General features: G+C 64.2%; 25 protein-coding genes, 1 other RNA gene and 1 pseudogene. 11 read left to right on the top strand and 16 right to left on the bottom strand.

Going from position 1 to position 22,245, the window contains the following annotated elements:
• Positions 1-83 precede the first annotated feature (83 nt).
• The 12 genes and pseudogenes from FPZ08_RS11970 to tkt form a co-directional block, all read right to left on the bottom strand.
• Positions 84-1,151: a tetratricopeptide repeat protein gene (locus FPZ08_RS11970; protein WP_146290238.1), complete on the bottom strand. Its 1,068-nt coding sequence runs from the start codon at positions 1,149-1,151 to the stop codon at positions 84-86.
• Positions 1,148-1,777 carry a thiamine phosphate synthase gene (locus FPZ08_RS11965; protein ID WP_146290237.1) on the bottom strand — a complete coding sequence of 210 codons (630 nt, stop codon included), beginning with the start codon at positions 1,775-1,777 and terminating at the stop codon, positions 1,148-1,150. Before FPZ08_RS11965 ends, FPZ08_RS11970 begins: the two co-directional genes overlap by 4 nt.
• Positions 1,778-1,921: 144 nt before the next feature.
• Positions 1,922-2,950 carry a class I fructose-bisphosphate aldolase gene (locus FPZ08_RS11960; RefSeq protein ID WP_146290236.1) on the bottom strand — a complete coding sequence of 343 codons (1,029 nt, stop codon included), beginning with the start codon at positions 2,948-2,950 and terminating at the stop codon, positions 1,922-1,924.
• 98 nt (positions 2,951-3,048) lie between these two features.
• Positions 3,049-3,519, bottom strand: coding sequence for an SRPBCC family protein (locus FPZ08_RS11955; RefSeq protein WP_146290235.1), 471 nt, complete (start codon positions 3,517-3,519; stop codon positions 3,049-3,051).
• Entirely contained in the window at positions 3,516-3,872 is a 357-nt protein-coding gene (locus tag FPZ08_RS11950) for an ArsR/SmtB family transcription factor (RefSeq protein WP_246132635.1), read from the bottom strand. The genes FPZ08_RS11955 and FPZ08_RS11950 overlap by 4 nt, the downstream gene beginning before the upstream one ends.
• Positions 3,869-4,549 (bottom strand): glutathione S-transferase family protein, encoded by a 681-nt coding sequence (locus tag FPZ08_RS11945; RefSeq protein ID WP_146290234.1) that lies wholly within the window; start codon positions 4,547-4,549, stop codon positions 3,869-3,871. Before FPZ08_RS11945 ends, FPZ08_RS11950 begins: the two co-directional genes overlap by 4 nt.
• A gap of 82 nt (positions 4,550-4,631) precedes the next feature.
• Positions 4,632-5,834, bottom strand: coding sequence for a phosphoglycerate kinase (locus FPZ08_RS11940; protein WP_146290233.1), 1,203 nt, complete (start codon positions 5,832-5,834; stop codon positions 4,632-4,634).
• A 118-nt stretch (positions 5,835-5,952) separates the two neighbouring features.
• Positions 5,953-6,243, bottom strand: a complete 291-nt coding sequence (locus tag FPZ08_RS11935; RefSeq protein WP_146290232.1) for a hypothetical protein — start codon at positions 6,241-6,243, stop codon at positions 5,953-5,955.
• A gap of 67 nt (positions 6,244-6,310) precedes the next feature.
• Positions 6,311-6,847, bottom strand: coding sequence for a putative glycolipid-binding domain-containing protein (locus tag FPZ08_RS11930; RefSeq protein ID WP_146290231.1), 537 nt, complete (start codon positions 6,845-6,847; stop codon positions 6,311-6,313).
• 65 nt (positions 6,848-6,912) lie between these two features.
• Positions 6,913-7,518 (bottom strand): GyrI-like domain-containing protein, encoded by a 606-nt coding sequence (locus FPZ08_RS11925; RefSeq protein WP_146290230.1) that lies wholly within the window; start codon positions 7,516-7,518, stop codon positions 6,913-6,915.
• Between the two features lie 256 nt (positions 7,519-7,774).
• Positions 7,775-8,783: pseudogene (gene gap, locus FPZ08_RS11920) on the bottom strand (type I glyceraldehyde-3-phosphate dehydrogenase).
• A gap of 48 nt (positions 8,784-8,831) precedes the next feature.
• Positions 8,832-10,808 carry a transketolase gene (tkt, locus tag FPZ08_RS11915; RefSeq protein ID WP_146290229.1) on the bottom strand — a complete coding sequence of 659 codons (1,977 nt, stop codon included), beginning with the start codon at positions 10,806-10,808 and terminating at the stop codon, positions 8,832-8,834.
• 206 nt (positions 10,809-11,014) lie between these two features.
• On the opposite strand from tkt, the gene FPZ08_RS11910 reads away from it, so the two are divergent.
• Entirely contained in the window at positions 11,015-11,302 is a 288-nt protein-coding gene (locus FPZ08_RS11910) for a DUF4164 family protein (RefSeq protein ID WP_186766965.1), read from the top strand.
• A 5-nt stretch (positions 11,303-11,307) separates the two neighbouring features.
• On the top strand, positions 11,308-11,685 hold the full coding sequence (locus FPZ08_RS22805) for a cell division protein ZapA (RefSeq protein ID WP_146290227.1): 378 nt from the start codon (positions 11,308-11,310) through the stop codon (positions 11,683-11,685).
• 211 nt (positions 11,686-11,896) lie between these two features.
• Here the strand turns inward: FPZ08_RS22805 and FPZ08_RS11900 are convergent, their stop codons facing one another.
• Positions 11,897-13,525 (bottom strand): cation:proton antiporter, encoded by a 1,629-nt coding sequence (locus FPZ08_RS11900; RefSeq protein ID WP_146290226.1) that lies wholly within the window; start codon positions 13,523-13,525, stop codon positions 11,897-11,899.
• Positions 13,526-13,630: 105 nt separating this feature from the next.
• Positions 13,631-15,616: a PhoX family protein gene (locus tag FPZ08_RS11895; RefSeq protein ID WP_146290225.1), complete on the bottom strand. Its 1,986-nt coding sequence runs from the start codon at positions 15,614-15,616 to the stop codon at positions 13,631-13,633.
• A gap of 149 nt (positions 15,617-15,765) precedes the next feature.
• On the opposite strand from FPZ08_RS11895, the gene FPZ08_RS11890 reads away from it, so the two are divergent.
• From FPZ08_RS11890 to FPZ08_RS11860, 7 genes are all read left to right on the top strand, one after another.
• Positions 15,766-16,023, top strand: a complete 258-nt coding sequence (locus FPZ08_RS11890; RefSeq protein WP_146290224.1) for a type II toxin-antitoxin system ParD family antitoxin — start codon at positions 15,766-15,768, stop codon at positions 16,021-16,023.
• Positions 16,023-16,310: a type II toxin-antitoxin system RelE/ParE family toxin gene (locus tag FPZ08_RS11885; protein WP_146290223.1), complete on the top strand. Its 288-nt coding sequence runs from the start codon at positions 16,023-16,025 to the stop codon at positions 16,308-16,310. Before FPZ08_RS11890 ends, FPZ08_RS11885 begins: the two co-directional genes overlap by 1 nt.
• Before the next feature lie 37 nt (positions 16,311-16,347).
• A non-coding RNA gene (ssrS, locus tag FPZ08_RS11880) (6S RNA) lies at positions 16,348-16,506 on the top strand.
• Between the two features lie 26 nt (positions 16,507-16,532).
• Positions 16,533-17,120, top strand: coding sequence for a 5-formyltetrahydrofolate cyclo-ligase (locus tag FPZ08_RS11875; RefSeq protein WP_146290222.1), 588 nt, complete (start codon positions 16,533-16,535; stop codon positions 17,118-17,120).
• Positions 17,117-17,941 (top strand): TIGR00282 family metallophosphoesterase, encoded by an 825-nt coding sequence (locus tag FPZ08_RS11870; protein ID WP_146290221.1) that lies wholly within the window; start codon positions 17,117-17,119, stop codon positions 17,939-17,941. The genes FPZ08_RS11875 and FPZ08_RS11870 overlap by 4 nt, the downstream gene beginning before the upstream one ends.
• On the top strand, positions 17,934-18,311 hold the full coding sequence (locus FPZ08_RS11865) for a SecDF P1 head subdomain-containing protein (RefSeq protein WP_146290220.1): 378 nt from the start codon (positions 17,934-17,936) through the stop codon (positions 18,309-18,311). Before FPZ08_RS11870 ends, FPZ08_RS11865 begins: the two co-directional genes overlap by 8 nt.
• Positions 18,312-18,385: 74 nt before the next feature.
• Positions 18,386-19,132 (top strand): YebC/PmpR family DNA-binding transcriptional regulator, encoded by a 747-nt coding sequence (locus FPZ08_RS11860; protein ID WP_146290219.1) that lies wholly within the window; start codon positions 18,386-18,388, stop codon positions 19,130-19,132.
• A gap of 156 nt (positions 19,133-19,288) precedes the next feature.
• Here the strand turns inward: FPZ08_RS11860 and FPZ08_RS11855 are convergent, their stop codons facing one another.
• Together FPZ08_RS11855 and FPZ08_RS11850 are read right to left on the bottom strand one after the other, a co-directional pair.
• Positions 19,289-20,071, bottom strand: a complete 783-nt coding sequence (locus FPZ08_RS11855; protein ID WP_186766964.1) for a GGDEF domain-containing protein — start codon at positions 20,069-20,071, stop codon at positions 19,289-19,291.
• Between the two features lie 106 nt (positions 20,072-20,177).
• Positions 20,178-20,846, bottom strand: a complete 669-nt coding sequence (locus FPZ08_RS11850) for a GGDEF domain-containing protein (protein WP_146290217.1) — start codon at positions 20,844-20,846, stop codon at positions 20,178-20,180.
• Positions 20,847-21,095: 249 nt separating this feature from the next.
• Between FPZ08_RS11850 and ruvC the strand changes: the two genes are divergently transcribed.
• Together ruvC and ruvA are read left to right on the top strand one after the other, a co-directional pair.
• A complete protein-coding gene (ruvC, locus tag FPZ08_RS11845) occupies positions 21,096-21,602 on the top strand; it encodes a crossover junction endodeoxyribonuclease RuvC (protein WP_146290216.1) in 507 nt (168 codons plus the stop codon).
• Positions 21,599-22,216, top strand: coding sequence for a Holliday junction branch migration protein RuvA (gene ruvA, locus FPZ08_RS11840; protein ID WP_146290215.1), 618 nt, complete (start codon positions 21,599-21,601; stop codon positions 22,214-22,216). The genes ruvC and ruvA overlap by 4 nt, the downstream gene beginning before the upstream one ends.
• The last annotated feature ends 29 nt before the right edge of the window (positions 22,217-22,245 follow it).

Raw genomic sequence — 22,245 nt, 5'->3', positions numbered from 1 at the left:
CCACGCGCGCCGGATGCGGCTGACCTGACGTTGATGGGGCTTTATGGGCGTGGCGGGCTTATTGCCTCAGAACGCCCGCTGGTTCAAGGGTCTTGCGCTGCGGCGCCTGACGGCGCGCTGTCGGCATCGGTGGGCGCGGGCAGGGCATTGCCCTGCGGCTCTGCACCGGTGGTGGGGATTTCCAGCACAGTTTCGACGCTGGGTGGTGTCGAGGGCCAGAAGCGGGCGCGTTCCTCGGCGCGGGCCAGGTCCGCCTCGGGAATGGAGACCAGCAGCCGGTCGAGCGAGGGGTCGCTGAGCCCCTGCCTGCGGGCCAAAGCGCGCCACATGGCGGCATCTTCGAGATTGAGCGTCACGCCTTCGCCAACGGCGAGCAGCTTGGCATAGCGGTTCTGCGCCACGGCATTGCCGGCCTCGGCGGCGCGGCCATACCAGGTCGCGGCGCCGGGCACGTCCTTGTCCACGCCCTGGCCGAGATAGAGCAGGGTGGCGTAGTCGACCTGGGCCGGCACCAGGTTCTGTTCGGCGGCGAGACCGATATAGCGGGCGCCCTCGGCCGGATTGGGGGCGAGGCCCGCGCCTTCGATCAGCATGGTGCCATAGTCGTATTGCGCCTCGGGCAGTTCGGCGTCGGCGGCTTCCTTCATCAGCTCGGCGGCGGTCACCAGGCTGGGCGAGGCATAGACGCCTTCGACATGCAGCAGGGCCATATTGTATTTGGCCGGGACATAGCCGGCCTCGGCGGCCTTGTTGAACAGTTCGGCGGCGCGGGTGCGGTTCTTGGGCACGCCGATACCGTCCTGATAGGCCAGAGCCAGCGCGAATGTGGCGAGATGGTCGCCGCCATTGGAGGCCAATTGATACCAGCCGGCAGCGCGCTGGTCGTTCTGGGCCACGCCCAGGCCCTTGGCATAGAGTTCGGCAATCAGGGTCTGCGCAGCGGCGTCGCCCTGTTCGGCACGGGGCAGAGCCAGCTCAAGCGCGGTGAGGAAATAGCCGCGCTGGAAGGCGCCGAACGCCTCGTCAGTTGGCACGCGCGGGCCAAAAATCTCGTCGGAAATGGTGTCGGCCGGATTGTCCGGCGCGTCCTGCGCCATGGCAAGCGGCGGCGTCAGCGCCAGAAGGATGACCAGCAGGAGGCGCCGCATCATGCCGAAACTCCGAGTTCGGCGGCAATGGCCCGCATGGCGTCATCAGGTGCGGCGGCAGACCACAGGCTGTGTGACAAAGCGAGGAATTCAGCGCCGCGGGAATCTGCCGTGCCGGGGCCGGCTTCGGGCTGGCTCAATACGGCGGGTATTTCGAAAGTCTGTGCCCACCATTCGGCGAGGTCGGCCGCCTGTGCATCGGGCTTGCCGTCGGTGCGGCCGAAAAAGACGTAGTCGATATCCATCTCGCCTGCGGTCATAGCGTCGTGGCGGGAATGGAGGTTTCCCGCGCCGACGATCATGGCCGGCTTGAGCGCTGATATGGCGGCCTTGAGTGCCGACGGATCGCCGGTCACATGCACGCCATCGGCGCCCAGGCGCCTGGCCAGGGCGATGTCGTCCTCGATCAGTACGGCGCAGCCGGCGCCCTGGCCGATATTGACCGCGGTGGCCGCCAGCGCAGCATAGGTCGCGTCATCCATGTCGCCGCGCGCCACCAGCAGCGCCGAGAATTCGGCGGCGTTGAGCACCGCCATGAGCGCGGCAGGGAGGCTGGCCGGATCGGCATTGGCGGGGGTGATCAGATAAAGCTGGGGGGCCATGGCTTCCGGGTACTCGACACTGGACATCCTTCTGTCTGCCCATTTTGGCGACAAGAGGACGCCTTTCCAATAGGCGAAGGCCCCGACAGGCGCAAAGAAAATGCGCGCTCCCTGGGAGGAGAGCGCGCAAGGTGTGACGTTGGGACGTCAAGGTAGAACTGAAACGGTTCTCTAAGCGGCGCGGTCGAGTTCGCCGGTCCAGGTGCCCAGGGCGGCCAGCGAGTTCATGCGGGCGCGGTGGGTGAAGGCGACCTGCGCCTGCGGGAAATTCTCGCGGCGGCCGGCCCAGGTGCGCAAGGCGACATTCTGCAGGGCGCGGCCATAGGAGAAGGTCAGCGGCCAGGGTTTGCCCGAGATCTGGTTCATGGCCGAAAGGTGGCTGGTCGCCTCCTCGTCGGTCTGGCCGCCGGAGAGGAAGGCAATGCCGGGCACGGCGGCCGGCACATGTTCGCGCAGTACGGCGACAGTGCGGCGGGCGACATCCTCGACGCTGGGCCGTTCGCGCGAATTGATGCCTGGCAGCACCATATTGGGCTTGAGCAGCATGCCGCCGAGATCGACGCCGGCCAGGCGCAGCTCCTTGAAAGTGTTTTCCAGCACGTCGCCGGTCACGGCGGCACAGCGCTCCATCGAATGATTGCCGGGATCGCCATCGCCCACCACTTCGGGCTCGACCACCGGTACGATGCCGGCTTCCTGGCAGAGAATGGCGTAGCGGGCCAAGGCATGGGCATTGGCGCGGATATTGTTGCGGGTGGGGGCCACGTCATTGATGGTGATGACGGCGCGCCATTTGGCGAAGCCAGCGCCCAGCTCGGCATAGCGCGTCAGGCGCTGGCGCAGGCCATCGAGGCCCTCGGTGATCTTCTCGCCGCTGTCGCCCGGCATGGGGAAGGCGCCGCGATCGACCTTGATGCCGGGAATGACATCGGCATCGGCCAAGATGGCGCGGAAGGCGGTGCCGTCGGCAGCATGCTGCTCCAGCGTTTCCTCGGTCAGGATGACGCCGGAAATGTAACTGGTCATCGCCTCGGTCGAGCGGAACAGCATTTCGCGGTAGTCGCGGCGCAGATCGAGCGAATTGGGCAGGTTGATCTTGGCGAAGCGCTTGGCGATCGTGCCTTCGGATTCGTCGGCAGCCAGGATGCCCTTGCCCGGCTCCATGAGCTTCTGGGCGATGGCGTTGAGCGATTTCGTCATGTCCGACCTCGGGCAATTGGGATTGGCCGGAGATTAGACTTTCGTTTTTGCCGCCGCGATTAGACCTGTGGTTATGCGACGAAAGGGGAATGGCCGGCTTATTGAAGCACCGCCAGCGCGCGCTCCATTTCCAGTACCAGCCGGTCGAAGCCGTCGCCGGTGCCCGCGCGCCGCTGCGCCGTGTCACCGGCCAGCATGGTCAGCTGCTCGGTATAGACCATGCTGGTTGCGTCGCTTTTCGGCGTCAGGTCGATGGTCACCAGCGAGGCGGAAAGCGGGGTGGCGTCGAGATGCATCGTATAGGCGTAGAGAATGCGCTGCGGCTGCAGCAGGTCTAGGTAGCGCATGTCCATGCTGTGGATGGCGCCTTCCGTGTCGCGCATGCGGCTGAAGTCGCGCCCGCCGGTGTGGAAGTCATGCACTTCCTCCAGCATGGTCCAATCCGGGTGGCAGCCTGACCACGCCTGCTTCAATGCTGGATCGGCCCAGAAGCGCCAGGCATGGGTGGGGCGACCGGGCAGAATGCGTTCGACGGTAAAGGTGGAGTGGCGGTCCGACAGGCTGGTCATGGCTCATTCTCTTCGGGCGTGGCCCGCATCAGGGCTTCGAGGCGGTCGAAGCCGGCATTGAGCTGGCGCTGATGCTCGGTGAGCCAGGCCTGCATTGCCGCCAGCCCCTGCTTGTCGATGGCGAAGGTGCGGACGCGGCCCTGTTTGCTCGAGGCCACCATGCCGCCGTTTTCAAGCACCTGCAAATGCTTGAGGGTCGAGGGCAGTGCCAGGTGAAGCATGGCGGACAGTTCGCTCATCGAGGCTGGTCCCTCCACGAGGCGGGTCACCATGGCGCGGCGATATGGGTCGGCCAGGGACTGGAAAAGCCGGTCGAGCTGGGCTTGTTCGGTCTGCAGCTTCGCCTCCGTCAACCGGCCAGGAACCGCGCCGGCATGGCGTCCCGATAAGGGAACATGTCGAAATAGGGCCGGGCCTCGCCAAGGGCCCTGTTTACGCTGGGCCGCGCCAGCAGCCGTTCGAAATAGGCCGCCAGATTGGCATATTCGGCCGGAAAAGGCTCCACAATAGCGGCAAAGAACAGGCCGGGCGCGGCGGCGCAATCGGTCAGGGTGAAGCTGTCGCCCACGGCCCAGTCGCGGCCGGCCAGTTGGCCGTCGATCATGGCATAGGCGGTGCGCAGGGTGTTGCGCGCCTCGGCCACGCCATGCGCATCGGTGGTGCCTGACGGCCGGATGCGGTCGACCACGATCTTCTGCATGGGCACCTGCACATATTGATCGAAGAAACGGTCCCAGAGGCGCGTGTCGAGCGCCGCTTCCGCCTCGTCCGGCAACAGTTTTGCCAGGCCTGGATAGTGGCGTTCGAGATATTCGATGATGATGCTGGTTTCGGGGATGACCCGGTTGCGGGCCTTGTCCTCGAGCACAGGTATCTTGCCGACCGGCCATCGGTCGGTCACCTGCCGGGCCGAGTCCGGATTGCCCAGGTCGACGATCTCGGCGGTGAAGGGCGTGCCGTTCTCGTAAAGGGCGATCAGCACCTTGTGGCAGAACGAGGCGAGCGGGTGCAGGTAGAGCGTCAGGGACACATTGGAACTCCAGATAGTTTCTTGATGTGGAAACTATCTGGGTCGGGTTGGCCTGACAAGAGAAAGTTTCACAACACGGAAACTATTTCTTCAGGGCCTCAACGCCGGGCAGGGGCTTGCCTTCCATCCATTCGAGGAAGGCGCCGCCGGCGGTGGAGACATAGGTGAAGGCGTCCTTGACGCCGGCATGGGCCAAAGCCGCGACGGTGTCGCCGCCGCCGGCCACGGAAACCAGCTTGCCGTCATGGGTGCGCTTAGCGACATGCTTGGCGATGGCGACGGTGCCCGCGTCGAAGGGGTTCATCTCGAAGGCGCCCATCGGGCCATTCCAGACCACGGTATGGGCATCGTCGATGGCGCCGGCAATGCGCTCGATGGAGGAGGGGCCGATATCGAGGATCATGCCGTCATTGTCGATGGCGTCGACGCCGTAGAGGCGGGTGGGGGTATCGGCCTTGAAGTGCCAGGCGACCACGGCATCGATGGGCAGGATGATGGCGCAGCCACTATCGACGGCCTTGTCCATGATGCGCAAAGCGGTTTCGGCTAGATCCTTCTCGGCCAGCGACTTGCCGACGCTGTAGCCCTGGGCATGGAGGAACGTGTTGGCCATGCCGCCGCCGATGACGAGGCCATCGACCTTGGTCACGAGGTTTTCCAGCAGGTCGATCTTGGACGACACTTTGGCGCCGCCGACAATGGCGATGACAGGCTTTTTCGGCTTGCCGAGGCCGGCTTCCAGCGCTTCGAGCTCGGCCTGCATGGCCAGGCCCGCGGCAGCCGGCAGCAGATGGGCCAGGGCCTCGGTCGAGGCATGGGCGCGGTGGGCGGCCGAGAAGGCATCGTTGACATAGACATCGCCAAGGCTGGCCATGCGCTGGGCCAGTTCGGGATTGTTGGCTTCCTCGCCGGGGTGGAAACGGGTGTTTTCGAGGATCAGCACCGAGCCTGCAGGCGCGGATTCAATGGCCTGCTGGGCGTGGGACACATCGGTCCAGTCGGTGGCGACGAAGCCCACGGGGTGGCCGGTTTCATTGGCCACGGCCTCGCAGACCTGTTCCAGCGAGAATTGCGGATCGACCTTGCCCTTGGGACGGCCGAAATGGCTCAGCAGGATCGCCTTGCCGTCATGCTTGACGATTTCGCGGATGGTGGGGACCAGCCGCTCGATACGGGTAGCGTCGGTGACCTTGCCGTCGGCGACCGGCACGTTGAGGTCGGCCCGGAGCAGCACGCGCTTGTTCTTGAGGTCGAGCTCGTCGAGGGTCTTGAAGGTCGCGGACATTGGTTGCCTCCCGGTGGTCTAGAGCGTTTTGCGGTTCGAAAACGCGACAAAACAGGTCGTCGCCGTGGCGTAGCAGAGCGGCGCGAAGGGGGAAGCGCAGCCGGCAAAAATCTGCCGGTCAGGAATGCGGCAAAAGCTGGCGCAGCAGGTCGCCGAGGAGGAAGAGCGGCAGGCCGAGCAGGGTGATGCAGACCAGCCGTCCCAGATCGTCCACCAGCACATGGCGGGCAAAGCCGTCGCTGGGCCAGGCGGCCTGGCCGACCCTTCGGCGGATCAGCCTATCGCGCAGCAGGACCAGGGCGGTGGTCAGCGCCGGCGGCAGCACCAGCATGGCGGGCTGGCCGGCTAGGCCGATCAGCACCGAGGCAATGGGCAGGCTGCCGAAAATGGGCCGTATGATATGGAACATGGCTGGCGTCCCTGCATGAACAGGGTGGCTTCTAAGCTGATTCGATGACTCGCGGGTGACAGGCTCGCTAGTCCTGGCGGGTGAAGAGGCCCGGATAGTCGACCACCAGAAAGTCGGCATCGACCTCGATGATCCGCTCAAAACCCTCGGCACCCTGGAAGCGGAAATGGGTGGCGTCGAGCCGGGTGTAAATCTGCTCGCTGCGCTTGACGGTCATGTCGTCGCCGTCGATCCAGGCCATGGCGAAGCGCTGTGGCTGGTCGATGGTCCATTGGCAGCGCCAGAGTGGCAGTGAATTGGTGAGCGGGGTCGGCCAGATGTCGATATCGAGGCAATGGCGCAAAGCCGGCAGCGGTTCGGCCCGATCGTCCGACCAGTCCCCGGCGCCATCGGAGAAGAGTTCGAGCACAGCGCCGTCGGTACGCTCCAGCCTGACTGTGCGCACATGCTCGGTATCGTCGAGCTTGATGCGGTAGAACAGGCCATAGTTGGGCGTGATGATGGTGCCGCGAATGCGCGTGTCGCGCTCGGTGGAAATGACGTGGCAGTGTTCGATACTAGCGGGGTCGAGCCCGCGCCAGCGGATGGTCCGATCGAGACTCATGATGGCTCGCTGCCCTGCATGTTCACCCACGGAAATAAGAACTGTTCGGTCCGGCTGGCAAGCATTCAGGCCGGACGCACCGGCTGGCGCAGGATGGTTTTGAGCTTGTCCGGCGCGGTGCGGCGGGCGTCGCTCAGGTAAATTTCGTGATGATGGCCGTTGAAGGTCAGGCCGCGGGCGGGCATTTCGACATCATGCAGTTGCGCCAGGATTGGGCCCTCGTCATCGTAGCTGCCGATATGCAGCACCTGCAGGCATGCACCCTCGTTTCTTGCTTCCAGCCGCAGGCTTGCCGGTGCCTTGCCCAGCTTGTTCGCGGCCTTGGCTGCTGCGGCGTCGAACATCGCATCGGTGATGAAATCGGGCGCCATGATCATCATGGTCCAGCGCCAGTTGTCCTTGCGGCGCGCGGTGAAGTCGGCCGGGTTATCGGCCCACCACAGCCCTTCGAGCGGCGGCACGACATAGTCATGGCCGAGCGCCTTGGCGGCAAATTTCAGTGCATAGCTGGTCGAATAGAGCCATTCGATGGCGCTCTGATAGGCCGGGGCGGAGTTGGGATTGCCCGCGCCATCCACCATGACGAAAGCCATTTCCGGGACATGGATCAGCTCGATCGTCCTTTTGGCCGCGTAGTGGCTGAGCGTGCGGCGGTAGTCGATCTTGTCCATCTTGCCTTCTCTTGTCTCGGTGCGTGTGGCTCACCCCCACCCTTGATCCCTCCCCACAAGGGGGAGGGAGACGATGAACACTGGTCTCTGAGCTGGGCCTCCCTCCCCATGATGGGGAGGGATTGAGGGTGGGGTGGGGCCAAACATGCGGACCGCTGTTCCTGTTCGGAAGTAGGTCGCCACTCTGACAGATCGTGTCAGCAAACAAAAAGCCCCGCCGCGGAGCGGCGGGGCTTTTGTAGTGCGCGGGTGCGAACTAGAGCGTCTTGCCCAGGGCGACTGTGGTGTCGGCCATGCGGTTGGAGAAGCCCCACTCGTTGTCGTACCAGCCCATGATGTTCACGAAATTGCCGCCGATAACCTTGGTCTGGTCGAGCAGGATCGTGCAGGAATGCGGATCGTGGTTGAGGTCGCTCGAAACCAGCGGATGGGTCGTATAGGTCATCACGCCCTTGAGCTTGCCGTCGGCAGCGGCGATCAGCGCATCGTTGACTTCCTGCGCCGTGACTTCGCGGCCGGCCAGGAACTTGAGGTCGACCAACGACACATTCGGGGTCGGCACGCGCACCGAAATGCCGTCCAGCTTGCCCTTGAGCTCGGGCAGCACCAGGCCGATGGCCTTGGCAGCGCCGGTCGAGGTTGGGATCTGGCTGAGGGCGGCAGCGCGGCCGCGATAGAGGTCCTTGTGCATGGTGTCGAGCGTGGGCTGGTCACCGGTATAGGAATGGACCGTGGTCATCATTCCCTTCTCGATGCCGACAAGCTCGTTCATGATCATGGCCATGGGCGCGAGGCAATTGGTGGTGCAAGAGCCGTTGGAGATCACCACGTCGTCCTTGGTCAGGCTCTGGTGGTTGATGCCATAGACGATGGTCTTGTCGGCGCCGTCGCCCGGCGCGGAAATCACCACTTTCTTGGCGCCGGCCTTGAGGTGGGCGCTGGCTTTCTCCTTGGAGGTGAAGATGCCGGTGCATTCGAGCGCGATATCGACCTTGAGCGCCGCATGCGGCAGCTCTTCGGGATTGCGGATCGCCGTCACCTTGATGGGGCCGCGGCCGGCATCGATCGTGTCGCCATCGACCTTCACGTCATGGGGGAAGCGGCCATGCACGCTGTCATAGCGCAGCAGATGGGCATTGGTCTCGACCGGGCCGAGATCGTTGATAGCCACGACCACGATGTCGGTACGGCCCGATCTCGATGATGGCGCGCAGGATGTTGCGGCCGATACGGCCAAAGCCATTGATGGCGACGCGGATTGCCATGAAAAGACGCTCCTTGGGAGGGGTTAGGAGAAGGGAGGCAGAGCCTCCTTACAACTGTGCGGTCACCGCTTCAACAACGGCCTTTGGTGTAATGCCAAAGTGGGCATAGAGCGCGTCGATCGGGCCTGAGGCGCCGAAGGAATGGAGGCCGACAAAGCGGCCCTTCTCGCCCAGCAGCTTGTTCCAGCTCATCTCGATGCCGGCTTCCACCGCCACGCGCGCCCTGGCCTTGCCGATCACCTCAGCCTTGTAGGCGTCGGACTGCTTGGCAAAGAGTTCCATTGAAGGCACCGAGACGACGCGGGCCGAAATGCCCTTGTCGGCCAGTTCCTTTTGGGCATCCACGGCGATGGCGACTTCCGAGCCGGTGGCGAAGATCACCGCGTCGGCATCGTCAGGGCCGATCAGGCTATAGGCGCCCTTGGCCGACTTGTTCTCGGCCGAATATTCGGTGCGCAAAGCCGGCAGGTTCTGGCGGGACAGCGCCAGGATGGAGGGATGATCGGCGGTTTCCATCGCCAGTTCCCAGCATTCGGCGGTTTCCATGGCGTCGGCCGGGCGGAAGACCAGCAGGTTGGGAATGGCGCGCAGGGCCGACAGATGCTCCACCGGCTGGTGGGTCGGGCCGTCTTCGCCCAGGCCGATGGAATCGTGGGTCATCACATAGATGACGCGCTGTTCCATCAGCGCCGAGAGGCGGATGGCCGGGCGGGCATAGTCGGTAAAGACCATGAAGGTGCCGCCATAGGGAATGAGCCCGCCATGCAGGGCCACGCCATTCATGGCCGCGGCCATTTCATGCTCGCGGATGCCATACATCATGTAGCGACCCAACCGGTTATCGGCCTGGAAGGGAAGGGTCTCGGGCGTATTGGTCAGGTTCGAACCGGTGAGGTCGGCCGAGCCGCCCAGCGTTTCGGGGGTGATCTTGTTGATCACTTCGAGCGCCATCTGGCTGGACTTGCGGGTCGCAACCTTGGGCTTGTCGGCGGCCAGCTTCTGCTTGTACGCGGCCATGGCATCGGCAAAACCGGACGGCAGGTGGCCAGCCATGCGGCGGGTGAATTCGGCCTTCTTGTCGGAGGCGGCGAGGCGGGATTCCCACTCGCCGCGCAGGTTCTGGCTGCGCCGTCCGGCAGCGCGCCAGGTGTCCAGAATATGGGCGGGGATTTCGAAGGCGGGGTAGTCGATGCCGAGCGCGGCCTTGGCGCCGGCCAGTTCCTCGGCCCCGAGCGGGGAGCCATGCACCTTCTCGGTGCCGGCCTTCTTGGGGGCGCCGAAACCGATCGTGGTCTTGGCGGCAATCAGCGTCGGCTTGTCGGTCGAGGCCTTGGCGGCCAGCAGCGCCTTTTCGATGGCATCCTGGTCATGCCCGTCGATCTCGATCGTGTTCCAGCCCACCGCCTTGAAGCGGGCGATCTGGTCGGTCGAGTCGGCGTTGGAGACGGCGCCGTCGATGGTGATCGAATTGTTGTCCCAGATCACGGTCAGCTTGTTGAGCTTGAGGTGCCCGGCCAGTGAGATGGCTTCCTGGGAAATGCCTTCCATGAGGCACCCGTCGCCGGCCAGCACCCAGGTGTGATGATCGACGATATCGGCACCAAACTCGGCAGCGAGCTTGGCTTCGGCCACGGCAAAGCCGACCGAATTGGCCACGCCCTGGCCCAGCGGGCCCGTCGTGGTCTCGATGCCGCTGGCATGGCCGAATTCGGGATGGCCGGCGGTCTTGGAGCCGAGCTGGCGGAAATTCTTGATCTGCTCGATGGTCATGTCCTCATAACCGAGCAGGTAGAGGCTGGAATAGAGCAGCATCGAGCCGTGGCCGGCCGACAGGATGAAGCGGTCGCGATCGGCCCACTTGCTGTCCGCGGGGTCGAATTTCATGACCTTGGTGAACAGCACCGTGGCGATATCGGCGCAGCCCATGGGCAGGCCCGGATGGCCGGAATTGGCTTTCTCGACCGCGTCCATGGACAGGGAGCGGATCGCATTGGCCAGTTCGTTCTGCTGGGCGGTGTTCGTCATCGGGTTCGCGCTTTCATCAGGCTGGAATTCTGGGGAGAAGAGGCGCCGAAAGCCTCCTCCCAAAGGCGGGTCTAGGGCATAACAGGTTCGCCTATCCTGTCAATGACGGCGCCATCACGTCGGGTGGTCGCATGGTTGCATTGCCGGCAGTGCTAGGGCACGCTGTGCGTGCTGGAATCGCCCATGGGCAGAGGACCGTAACAGCGATGAGTGACACGGAACTTGAAGACGGGCTGACCGCTGCCAATGCGCGGTTCGATCGCGCCATGGCGCGGCTGGATCAATCCATGCGCAATCTGGGCACGCGGCTGCGCCAGCAGAACCGCATCGAGGTCGATACCCAGCGCCTGGTGCATGAGCGCGCGCGCCTCGCCACCGAGCTCGACAAGACCGCCGCCCGGGCCAAAAGGCTCGACGACAGCGCGCATGACGTGTCCCGCCGCCTGGTCGAGGCGATGGAAACGGTGCGCGAAGTGCTGGCCAAGGCGGAGTAAGAGCGGTGCCCGAAGTCAATGTCGAGATCAATGGCCGCAAATACCGCATGGCCTGCGAAGAGGGCCAGCAGAAACATCTGATCGGGCTGGCCGAGCGGCTCAACAACCACGTTGAATCGCTCAAGGGCGCGGTAGGGGAAATCGGCGACAACCGGCTGACGGTCATGGCGGGCATCGCCGTGGTCGACGAACTGGCCGAGGCCGAGAAGCGCATCAAGGCGCTGGAAGAGGAAGTGCTGGTGCTGACTCGCGCCGGCCAGGAAGTGGCCGCCGAGATCGAGGCGCTGGAAGGCAAGTTCGCCGCCAAGCTCACCGATGCCGCCAAGGCGCTGGAAGGCGTTGCCGGCGCTTTGGATGAAGCCGCGCCGGTGCCGCAGGGCTAAGCGCTTACTCACCTCTTCCTTCGGGGAGTGTTCACCTAGACTTCCGTGGCTCCCGTCACCCCACCCTCAATCCCTCCCCATCGAGGGGAGGGAGGCGCCAGCTCTGAGGCTAGTGTTCATCGTCTCCCTCCCCCTTGTAGGGAGGGATCAAGGGTGGGGGTGAGTCACGGACACAGGATGCGGTGCTTGGGGAAACCGACCCGAAACAGCTTCACGGCTCCTTGCCAAGACTGTCCATGAAGGCCTGTTCCAGGTCCATCTGCTCGAGCATGTCGCGCAGCACGGTATCGTCCAGTTCGCGGGCGTCGCGTGCGGCGATGAGCTGCTTGCGGCGGGCTTCGAGCAGGATATTGCCCAAAGCCAGGGCTTCGGCCTGATCGAATGCCGGTATGGCCGGCTCGGCCTCGGCATTGTGGGTCGCCCGCTTGGCCATGATGTCCACCAGCCGGCGCGAGGACGGCGCCTCATGCGCGACCCGATATTCGGCAAGCGCTTCGAGGGTTGCCTTGTCGGCAATCTTCACCGCCAGCGCATGCTGTTCGGCGATATGCTTGCCGTCATCGGGATTGGTCAGGTCGAGCCGCTTGATCAGCCAGGGCAAGGTCAGCCCCTGGATCAGCAATGTGGCGATGGTGACGAGGAAGGCCAGTGACAGGATGGCCTCGCGGCCCTGGAAATCGGCGCCGCTGGCTGTCACCAGCGGCACGCCGGCCGCGGCGGCCAGCGTCACCACGCCGCGCATGCCGGTCCAGGAGAGGACGACATTCTCCTTCCAGGTCAGCGGCGGGGGAGATGGCGGTCGCTCCCGGCGTCCCGGTCGCGCGATCCTGGCCGGACGGCGCACGGCAGCGGCGCGACGCCGCCGGGCGATAAAGGCGGTGATAAAGACCCAGCCGAAACGAATGGCCACGGTGGCGACGAAAATGGCGGCGGCCGCGCCGGCCAGTCGCCACATATCGTAGCCGGCCTCGATGGCGTCGGTGATGACGAAGCGCAGTTGCAGGCCGATATAGGCAAAGACGAAGGTTTCGAGCAGCGTATCGATGGTGCGCCAGAATTGCCGCTCCTGGATGCGCTCCTCATAGCCGGATTCGGCCGAATGATGCCCCAGGGCGAAACCGGCCGCGACCACTGCCAGCACGCCCGAGGCATGGATTTCCTCGGCCAGCAGATAGGCGGCAAAGGGCACGATGACCGACACGGCGGTCGCCAGCGACGGATTGCCCAGTTTGCGGCGCGCCAGTTGCGCCAGGTTGCCGATCAGTATGCCCAGGATGATCCCGACCACGGCGGCATAAAGGAAATAGAGCGGCGTGCTGTCGATGAAGGCATGCGTGCCGGCTGCGGCAGCCACGGCGACGGCAAACAATGTCAATGCGGCAGCGTCATTGATCAGGCTCTCGCCCTTGAGCACGGTCATCAGCGCCACCGGCAGGCCGGCTTTGCGGCCGATGGTGATGGCAGTGACGGCATCAGGTGGAGCGAGCACCGCGCCCAGCACGATCGCCGCCGCCGGGCCGAGTTCGGGCAGAACCGTGACAGCAACGATGTCGACCAGGGCCGTGGTGCCGAACACCATGAAGACGCCGAGATTGACAATGGAACCCAGGCGCCGGGCAAAGCTGGAGAAGGAGAAGCCGCTGGCGGCCGAGAACAGCATGGGCGGCAGCACCACGCCAAGGATGATTTCGGGCTCCAGCTCCAGTCGCGGCATGCCGGGGATGAAGGAAGCGACCAGCCCCACTATGGCCACCAGCAGCGCCGGCTGCACATTGCGCCGCTCGGCCAGCGCGGAAATGACGATGGCGACGATGATGACGATCAGGATCTGGGCAAACATCGGTTGTCTCCGGACAACACGATATTGGCGATCAGCCGGGCCGGAAACAAGTCGCGCGGGGTCGATTGAGCCGCCGCCCTCGGGCGACGGCTCCGTTCAATTGCGTCAGACGGCGATCTTGCCGCCGCCTTGCCGGGTGATCACCACCACGGAAGGCCGCGTCGGCATGGCGTCGTCGAAGTCGGGCCAGCGCGTCGACAGGTCCTCGTAATAGGAGACCCGGCCGAAGCCATCCCAGTCGTCGCCGCCATCGGCCGGGTGCTGCACCGCCACGAAGGCGGTCTCATCATCCGGGGTGAAGAGCGGGCCGCACATTTCGGCGCCGACCGGCACGCGGAAGAACAGCTTGGACGTGGCGCGGGCCGCGCCCTCGGTGTCTACCGCCCAGAGGCCATCGGTGCGGCCGGTATCGGAGGGATTGTTGCCGTCGGTCGAAACCCAGAGCCGGCCCAGTGAATCCACGGCGCAATTGTCGGGCATGCCGAACCAGCCGTTCTCTGTCGTGGCGCTGGAGAAGGTGGCGCCCACCTCGGCGATGGCGGGGTCGCCGCACTGGAGCAGCACTTCCCAGGTGCCTGATGTGGCGGCGAAATCGCCATCGGCCTCGGCGATCTCGATGATGTGGCCGAAGGCATTTTCCGCACGCGGATTGGCGGCATCCACCTGGTCGGCTTCGCGGCGGGTATTGTTGGTCAGCATCACATAGACCTTGCCGTTGACGCCATTGGGCTGGATGTCTTCGGGGCGGTCCATCTTGGTGGCGCCGAGCAGGTCGGCGGCGTGGCGGGTTTCGATGATGACGTCGGCCTGGCTGGCAAAGCCGTTGTCCTCGGTCAGCGGGCCTTCGCCATGAACGAGCGGCATCCATTGCAGGGAGCCGTCCTCGGCGAATTTGGCGACGTAGAGCGTGCCCTCGTCGAGCAGGTCCATATTGGCGGCGCGGTCGTCGGGATTGTAGGTGCCCGAGGTGACGAACTTGTAGACGTAGTCGAAGCGCTCGTCGTCGCCCAGGTAGAAGACCACGCGACCGTCGGCCGCCACGATGGATTCGGCGCCTTCATGCTTGAAGCGGCCCAAGGCAGTGCGCTTCTTGGGCATGGAATTGGGGTCCATCACGTCCACTTCGACGATATAGCCGAAGCGGTTGGGCTCGTTGGGCTCCTTGGAGACGTCGAAGCGGTCGTAGAAACTGGCCCATTCATAGGAGCCTTCGGGAATGCCGAAGCGGTCGTAATTGGCGGCTTCGCGATGGTCGGCGGGCAGTTCGCCGCCGAAATAGCCGTGAATGTTTTCCTCGGCCATGATGTAGGTGCCCCAGGGCGTGACGCCGCCGGCGCAATTGTTGATGGTGCCGAATACCTTGGTGCCGGTGGCATCGGCATTGGTCTTGAGCCGGTCATGGCCGGCGGCGGGGCCGGTCAGTTCCATCTCGGTATCGGCGGTGATGCGGCGGTTATACTGGCCATCCCTGACCACTTGCCACTTGCCGTCGACCTTCCGGATTTCGACCACGGTGCCGCCATGGGCGGCCATTTCGATATCCACCTGCTCCTTGCTGAGCGGGTTGAGCGTCAACGCGCCCTCGACCAGCGTGACCAGGCCGGGGAACATCAGGTGCGGATTGGTATATTCATGGTTCACGACCAGCAGGCCATGCTCGGACGAACCCTCGAGCGGGATATAGCCGACATAGTCGTTATTGTAGCCGAACTGGCGCGCCTGGGCCGCCGGCGTCTGTGCCGTCGGATCGAATTCGGGTGCGTCGGGGAACAGGCCATCGCCCCAGCGCAGCAGGATATCGGCATCATAGCCTTCGGCGACGTGATGGGTCTCGTCGATACCGGCTTCCACTTCGGTGAACGAAAAGGCCGAGCCGCCTTCCTGGGCCCGGGCATCGCGGGCGCTGAGCAAAGCCAGCGGGCTGACCGTGGCGGCAATGGCCGATACGGCCAGCGAGCCCTGCAGGAAGCCGCGGCGCGAGAAGCGCGCGCTGATCAGTTCGCCCATAGTGGGATTGGATGTGGCATTGCGCGGCTCGGCATCGGCCGCTTCGAGCTGGGAAGTCTTGAACAAGCGGGATTGGTCGGTCATCTGGATTGCCCCTTCAACAGCAATGGATGGCGTCGTTCTCCTTGGAACGGTTCCAGCCTAGGCAGGGGCGATGACGGGCCGATGACGCGAATTGTTGGCAAAGTTTGCCAAAATACCTATAGTCAAGGGGACCGAGAAGGAGACCCGCCATGGCCACGATGAATGTTTCCCTGCCCGACAAGATGAAACAGTGGGTGGAAGACCAGGTCCAGACCGGTCGCTACGGCAATGCCAGCGACTATGTCCGCGACCTCGTGCGCCGGGATCAGGAGCGGGCGGCCAAGAAAGCGGAATTCGAGCGGCTGGTGCAGGAGGGCATAGATAGCGGTGTCAGTCCTCTCACACCGGAAGAAATCTTTGACAGGGTCCGCCGCAAGGCGGGTATCGATAAGCCGGATGCTGCCTGATGGGCTATCGCTTCTCGGAGCAGGCTCTCAATGATGCTGACGCACTCTATCAATCGAGCTTGGACCAGTTTGGTCCGCGCGCCGCCGAGCGGTATTTTGCGTTCATGCTGAATGCCGCCCAGTTTGCGGCCGATCACCCGCTGGCGTCTCCGGAGCGCACCGGGAGCTCGATCCCGCTGCGTGTAAGGTATTTTGGCGCCCATCTTCTGGTCTATCAGACGGTCGAAGGCGGCATCGTTATTCAGCGCATATTCCACCAAAACCAGGACTGGTTCGATCTCCTCTAACGCACCCTTTGCACCGCCGGCCAAAGCGCCTATATCTTGGCTGCTGCCCGGTGCGTGATGGATACCAATATCCCCGGGGCCTTATCGATCCTAAGGGAGCTGTCCCTGACCGGGCCCGTGGGCTCGGACAAACGGCGCCCACCTGCGTAAAGTAGGTTCCCGGGATCGCATATCCCACGGCCAGGGCGGCACCTATTGTTTTGAGCAGGTTGCGTACGCCCCATGGTTGACGAGATGATCGAGGAAGCCAAGGCAGCGTTGCGGATGAGGGCCAGGGCGGCGCGGGCCTTGCTCGATCATGAAGAGCGCGCCGAGGCAGCCAAGGCCGCTGCCCGCCATTTCTTCGACGGCATTGCGCTGCAGGCGAGCGACGTGGTCGCCGCCTATTGGCGCATCCGCGACGAGCTCGATTGCCAACCCATCCTGGTCAAGCTGATGGACAGCAACCAGACCGTGGTCCTGCCTGTGGTGCTCGGGCCCGAGCAGCCGCTCGACCTGCGCATCTGGGAGCAGGGCGCCTCGCTCTATGAATCGGGCTTCGGCACGCTGGCCCCGTCCGAACTGGCGCCCAAGGCCGAGCCCGATATCGTCATCATGCCACTGCTCGGCTTTGACGGCACGGGCACGCGGCTGGGCTATGGTGGCGGCTATTATGACCGGACACTGGCCTCCATGACCAAGAAACCGAAGCTGATCGGCCTGGCCTTCGCTGCCCAGGAGCTCGAGAGTATTCCGCGCGAGCCGCATGATGTGCCGCTCGACGCCATCGTCACCGAGACCGGTGTGCGCCATTTCGGCGCTGACGCATGAGGTTTCTGTTTCTGGGCGATGTCATGGGCCGCGCCGGGCGCGATGCCGTCAACGAACGCCTGCCGGGTCTTATCGAGCGCCATCGCTTTGATTTCGTGGTGGTCAATGGCGAGAATGCCAGCCACGGCAAGGGGCTGACTGAGCCGCATTTCAACGCCATCCGCAATGCCGGCGCCGATATCGTGACGCTGGGTGACCACGCCTTCGACCAGCGCGAGGCGCTGAGCTATATCGAGCGCGAAACCACGTTGATCCGCCCCATCAACATGCCACCCGGTACGCCGGGGCGCGGCGCCATGTTCGTCGAAGGGCGCAATGGCCACCGCGTGCTGGTCATCAATGCGCAGGGCCGGGTGTTCATGCCGCCCATCGACGATCCGTTCCGCGCCGTCGAGGCGGCGGTGGCCGCCTGTCCACTGGGCGAGCAGGCCGATGCCATAATCGTGGATTTCCACACCGAGGCGACTTCGGAAATCCAGGCCATGGGTGTGTTTCTCGATGGCAAGGTCAGCCTTGTCGTGGGCACGCATACCCATATTCCGACTGCCGATCACCGCGTGCTACGCGGCGGCACGGCGCTGATGGCCGATGCCGGCATGTGCGGTGATTTCGACTCCATCATCGGCACCGAAAGCGACGAGCCGCTCAACCGCTTCCTCACCGGCATTCCCAATGGCCGCTTCACCCCGGCCGAGGGCGAAGCGACATTGTGCGGCGTGGCTGTGGAGACCGATCCGCGCACCGGACTTGCCCTCAAGGTGCTGCCGCTTCGCATCGGCGGCTCGCTGGCCCAGGCCGAGCCGGATTTCGGCGATGGCTAGCAGGCGCGCGCTGGCAGGCGCGGTCATGTCGATGCTGCTGCTTGTCCCATCCGCCCTGGCGGCCGATATCCTGCTGGCCGTCGAAACAGCCACGGCAAGCCGCGATCCCTTCACCGCCCTGCCGACTGTTGAAATCGTGCTGACGCCCGAGGCACGGAAGGCGTTCGCCAAGCTCACACTGGAGCATATCGGCGACGTCATCGAGTTGCGGGTGGATGGCGAATTGCTGACCTCCCCGGTCGTGCAGACACCGATCATGGATGGCGTGGTGGTTATCAGCGGCGCCCTGACCGAGGCCGATGCCAACGCGCTTGCCGACCGTCTGGCGGACCAGGCGTCCCGCATCACGCTCACCCCGCTCGAGCGCTAGGCGCTTCACAATCGGGTTGCGCTTGCCTATAACGCGCCACCAAACCAGCTTTTCCTATTCGAGGGGAGTGACCGATGGCCGGCCATTCACACGCCAAAAACATCATGCACCGCAAAGGCAAGTCCGACGCGGTGCGCTCCAAGATTTTCTCCAAGCTGGCGCGTGAAATCACCGTCGCCGCCAAGCTGGGCATGCCCGACCCGGCCTTCAATGCGCGCCTGCGCCTGGCTGTGGTCAATGCCCGCGCCCAGTCCATGCCCAAGGACAATATCGACCGCGCCATCAAGAAGGCGATCGGCTCTGACGGCGATAATTACGATGAAATCCGCTACGAGGGCTACGGCCCCGGCGGCGTCGCCCTCATCGTCGAGACGCTGACCGACAACCGCAACCGCACCGCCTCCAATGTCCGCTCCTACTTCTCCAAGAATGGTGGCGCGATGGGTGAAACCAATTCGGTCGGCTTCATGTTCGACAAGGTCGGCGAGATCACCTATCCGCTGAGCGCCGGCTCGGAAGATGCCGTGATGGAAGCCGCCATTGAGGCCGGCGCCGACGATGTCGAGAGCGACGAAGAGGGCCACTACATCACCACCAGCTTCGAAGCGATGGTGGATGTGGCCGCGGCGCTGGAAAAGGCTCTGGGCGAAGCCGAATCGGTCAAGGCGATCTGGAAGCCGCAGACCAATACCCCGATCGACGCCGAAAAGGGCGCGACGCTGATGAAGCTGATCAATACGCTCGAGGAAGACGATGACGTGCAGAACGTCTATTCGAACTTCGAGATGAGCGACGAAGACGCGGCCAAGCTGGAAGCCTAGTCGTTCAGTCGTCCTCGTGGTGAGCTTGTCGAACCATGGGGGCGTGACTGGATGGTGTCACGATCTCGTCCTTCGACAGGCTCAGGATGAGGCTTCGACAGGCCCAGGATGTGGTCTACTGATTGTTGCAGGCGGTGCCTGACGGCGCCGCCTTTTTCACGCGCTGCGCTTGAGGCCGATGGCCGGATGGTCGGCCACATGCACCACGGCGACGCGGTTGCGGCCGGTCTGCTTGGCGCCGTAGAGGCGCTGGTCGGCAATGCGGAACAGCTCGGAAAAACTGGCCGATCCCTCGAAGGCCACTCCACCGATGCTGACCGAGAGCGGGCGCTGTTTGCCATCTGGCGCGAAGACCGCCAGGTTGACCGAGCGGCGGATGCGCTCGGCCACGGCTTCGGTGCCGCGCTGGTCGACATCAGGCAGATAGACGCCGAATTCCTCGCCGCCCATGCGGCCCACCAGGTCTCCGGCCCGCAAGGTAGTGCGGATGGAACGGGCGATGATGGTCAGGGCCTCGTCGCCGGCATCATGGCCGAACAGGTCGTTGATCGCCTTGAAATTGTCGGCGTCGATCATCAGCAGGGCGCCATTGGTGTCGCGTCCGCGCTGGGCCAGCAGCGTGCTCACCTTGCCGGTGAAGGCCCCGCGATTGAGACAGGCGGTCAGGCTGTCGGTGCGGGCAACCAGGCCAAGCCGCAGATTGGTGATGGCAAGCCCGCGCACCCGCATGCTCATATAGAAGAATAGCGGCACGCCCAGCAGGATGGGCAGCACGATGGCGCTGATGACGGATCGGCGCAGGGCCTCGGGTCCCATGTTGCCGAACATCAAGGCGTTGAATCCCACCGAGACCAGGACGCAGGCCATCGTGCCAAACAGTGTCCAGCGACCGACGCTGGACCAGCTTTGCAGGGCAGTCAAAGTCTTGGACGGCATCATTGCATACTCTCGGTTTGAAATGGCGGGCTCGCCACCCTGCATCGGGCAGGGCGGCGCGGGTGCCGTGGCAATGAACGAAACAATCAGGCGGTCGGCGTCTCCATAGTCAGGCGGCCTGCATCATGGCGACGCGATCGCGGCCCGTATTCTTGGCTTCGTAGAGATGTTGGTCGGCAAGGCGATAGAGTTCGGCAAAGGTTGCGCCAGGGGCATAGGTAGCCCCGCCGATACTGACCGAAAGCGGGCAGGGTGTGTCGCCGGGGGCGAAAACGAGAACGGAGATCGCGTGGCGAATGCTCTCAGCCACTTGGTCGGCAGTCGCCACATTGGCTTCGGCGAGGAAAACACCGAATTCCTCCCCGCCCAGACGGCCCACCAGATCGTTATCGCGCACTGCCTTGCGGATGGCGCAGGCGATCAGCTGCAGGGCCTCGTCGCCGGCATCATGGCCGAAGCGGTCGTTGACGCTCTTGAAGTCGTCGGCATCCACGATCAGCAATGCGCCGCCGGGATCCCTGGGTGCGCAGCGGTCGAGATGGCGGCTGACCGCGCCGGTAAAGGCGCCGCGGTTGAGGCAGTCGGTCAGCCAGTCGGTGCTCGCCAGATGCTTGAGCTGGTCGTTGGCGTGGCGCAGCTGCTGGTGTTTCAGCACCAGAAACCAGGTCATCGGTCCGCCCAAAGTCAGCGGCATGAGGATCGAAACCGCCAGTCCCTGCACGTTTATCCCGGCCGAGAAGGTTTCCATGATCATGTTGGTCAGGATTACCGACAGCACTACCGAGATGAGGGTGATTGCCCCCCGTGACGCGATAAATGCGCAGCCACGCGCGCTTCGGTAGGTTCCGGCCGAGTTCCGTCATGCTTTGCCCCTGCATTCCCGTGGCGGAAACTAGGGGCGCGGCTTGAAGATGGTGTTTGCGCGATGGGTAGAATTTTATCGACTATAAGGTTTTCCACCGGCCCTGTTGCCTATTTGTTCACATTGGCCTTGGTAGGCTGGCCCTGCGTTGTTAAGGATTGGGCCATGAGTGCTGCCACCCGAATCATCGGAATCGACCCCGGCCTGCGCCGCTGCGGCTGGGGGATCATCGAGACACTGGGCAACCGGCTGACCTTCGTTGCGTCAGGCACGGTGACGCCTGATGTCGACGGTTCGCTGGCCGAACGTCTTGCTTTGTTATTCACAGGGCTGGGCGAGGTGCTCGATCGTTTCGCGCCCGAGGAGGCGGCGGTGGAAGAAACCTTCGTCAATGCCGGGGCGCGTTCGGCGCTGATCCTGGGGCAGGCGCGCGGCGTGGCGCTGCTGACGCCGGCGGCGCGCGGCCTGCCGGTTGCCGAATATGCCGCCAACCTGGTCAAGAAATCGGTGGTGGGCACCGGGCATGCCGACAAGGGACAGATCCAGCTCATGGTCAAGACATTGCTGCCGGCGGCTGATTTCAAGGGAGCAGACGCCGCCGATGCGCTGGCCATCGCTATCTGCCATGCCCATCACCGGGTATCCAATCAGCGGCTGAGGGCGCTGGCATGATCGGCAAGCTCAAGGGGCTGGTCGACAGCTTCGGCGATGATTTCGTGCTGATCGATTGCGGCGGCGTCTGTTACGAGGCCTTCTGCTCAAGCCGGACATTGCAGGCCTTGCCGCGCGTCGGCGAGGCGGCGGTGGTCTTCATCGAGACCATTGTCCGCGAGGATATGATCCGGCTCTATGGCTTTGCCAGCGAAGGCGAGAAGGGCTGGTTCAACCTGCTGATGACGGTGCAGGGTGTCGGCGCCCGCGTGGCGCTGTCCATTCTTTCTGTGCTGTCGCCGGCCGAACTCTCCAGCGCGGTGGCCCTGCAGGACAAGGCAATGGTCGGCCGCGCCAATGGCGTCGGCCCCAAGCTCGCCGTGCGCCTCGTCACCGAACTCAAGGGCAAGGCGCCCACCGGCCCGGGTATCGACGCCGGCACGCTCGGCCTGCAGGCGGCTTTGGGCGAAGGCGTCGCTCCGTCTGCTATTGCCGACGCCGTCTCGGCGCTCACCAATCTCGGCTATTCCAGCGCGCAAGCGTCGGCGGCACTGGCGCGGATCGTGGCGCGGGAGGGGGATGGCGTGCCGACGGAAAAGCTGATCCGGCTGGGGCTTAGGGAGTTGAGCAATTGAGGCTCGTTGAACGCTCATTTGGAGCGTTT

The sequence above is a fragment of the Devosia ginsengisoli genome (assembly GCF_007859655.1).
Classification (GTDB): Bacteria; Pseudomonadota; Alphaproteobacteria; order Rhizobiales; family Devosiaceae; genus Devosia; species Devosia ginsengisoli.
The sequence above is the reverse complement of the archived record's forward strand: the minus strand, read 5'-3'. Positions and strand labels throughout refer to the sequence as shown.

Bases quoted from the DNA above. Each gene is read 5' to 3' on its own strand.
- FPZ08_RS11875 (WP_146290222.1), top strand. From the start codon at position 16,533: ATGGTTGACGAGATGATCGAGGAAGCCAAGGCAGCGTTGCGGATGAGG.
- FPZ08_RS11865 (WP_146290220.1), top strand. From the start codon at position 17,934: ATGGCTAGCAGGCGCGCGCTGGCAGGCGCGGTCATGTCGATGCTGCTG.
- FPZ08_RS11895 (WP_146290225.1), bottom strand. From the start codon at position 15,616: ATGACCGACCAATCCCGCTTGTTCAAGACTTCCCAGCTCGAAGCGGCC.
- ruvA (WP_146290215.1), top strand. From the start codon at position 21,599: ATGATCGGCAAGCTCAAGGGGCTGGTCGACAGCTTCGGCGATGATTTC.
- FPZ08_RS11860 (WP_146290219.1), top strand. From the start codon at position 18,386: ATGGCCGGCCATTCACACGCCAAAAACATCATGCACCGCAAAGGCAAG.
- FPZ08_RS11960 (WP_146290236.1), bottom strand. From the start codon at position 2,950: ATGACGAAATCGCTCAACGCCATCGCCCAGAAGCTCATGGAGCCGGGC.
- FPZ08_RS11885 (WP_146290223.1), top strand. From the start codon at position 16,023: ATGGGCTATCGCTTCTCGGAGCAGGCTCTCAATGATGCTGACGCACTC.
- tkt (WP_146290229.1), bottom strand. From the start codon at position 10,808: ATGACGAACACCGCCCAGCAGAACGAACTGGCCAATGCGATCCGCTCC.
- FPZ08_RS11900 (WP_146290226.1), bottom strand. From the start codon at position 13,525: ATGTTTGCCCAGATCCTGATCGTCATCATCGTCGCCATCGTCATTTCC.
- FPZ08_RS11890 (WP_146290224.1), top strand. From the start codon at position 15,766: ATGGCCACGATGAATGTTTCCCTGCCCGACAAGATGAAACAGTGGGTG.
- FPZ08_RS11940 (WP_146290233.1), bottom strand. From the start codon at position 5,834: ATGTCCGCGACCTTCAAGACCCTCGACGAGCTCGACCTCAAGAACAAG.
- FPZ08_RS11855 (WP_186766964.1), bottom strand. From the start codon at position 20,071: ATGATGCCGTCCAAGACTTTGACTGCCCTGCAAAGCTGGTCCAGCGTC.
- FPZ08_RS11935 (WP_146290232.1), bottom strand. From the start codon at position 6,243: ATGTTCCATATCATACGGCCCATTTTCGGCAGCCTGCCCATTGCCTCG.
- FPZ08_RS11910 (WP_186766965.1), top strand. From the start codon at position 11,015: ATGAGTGACACGGAACTTGAAGACGGGCTGACCGCTGCCAATGCGCGG.
- FPZ08_RS11955 (WP_146290235.1), bottom strand. From the start codon at position 3,519: ATGACCAGCCTGTCGGACCGCCACTCCACCTTTACCGTCGAACGCATT.
- FPZ08_RS11970 (WP_146290238.1), bottom strand. From the start codon at position 1,151: ATGATGCGGCGCCTCCTGCTGGTCATCCTTCTGGCGCTGACGCCGCCG.
- ruvC (WP_146290216.1), top strand. From the start codon at position 21,096: ATGAGTGCTGCCACCCGAATCATCGGAATCGACCCCGGCCTGCGCCGC.
- FPZ08_RS11870 (WP_146290221.1), top strand. From the start codon at position 17,117: ATGAGGTTTCTGTTTCTGGGCGATGTCATGGGCCGCGCCGGGCGCGAT.
- FPZ08_RS11925 (WP_146290230.1), bottom strand. From the start codon at position 7,518: ATGGACAAGATCGACTACCGCCGCACGCTCAGCCACTACGCGGCCAAA.
- FPZ08_RS11930 (WP_146290231.1), bottom strand. From the start codon at position 6,847: ATGAGTCTCGATCGGACCATCCGCTGGCGCGGGCTCGACCCCGCTAGT.
- FPZ08_RS11965 (WP_146290237.1), bottom strand. From the start codon at position 1,777: ATGTCCAGTGTCGAGTACCCGGAAGCCATGGCCCCCCAGCTTTATCTG.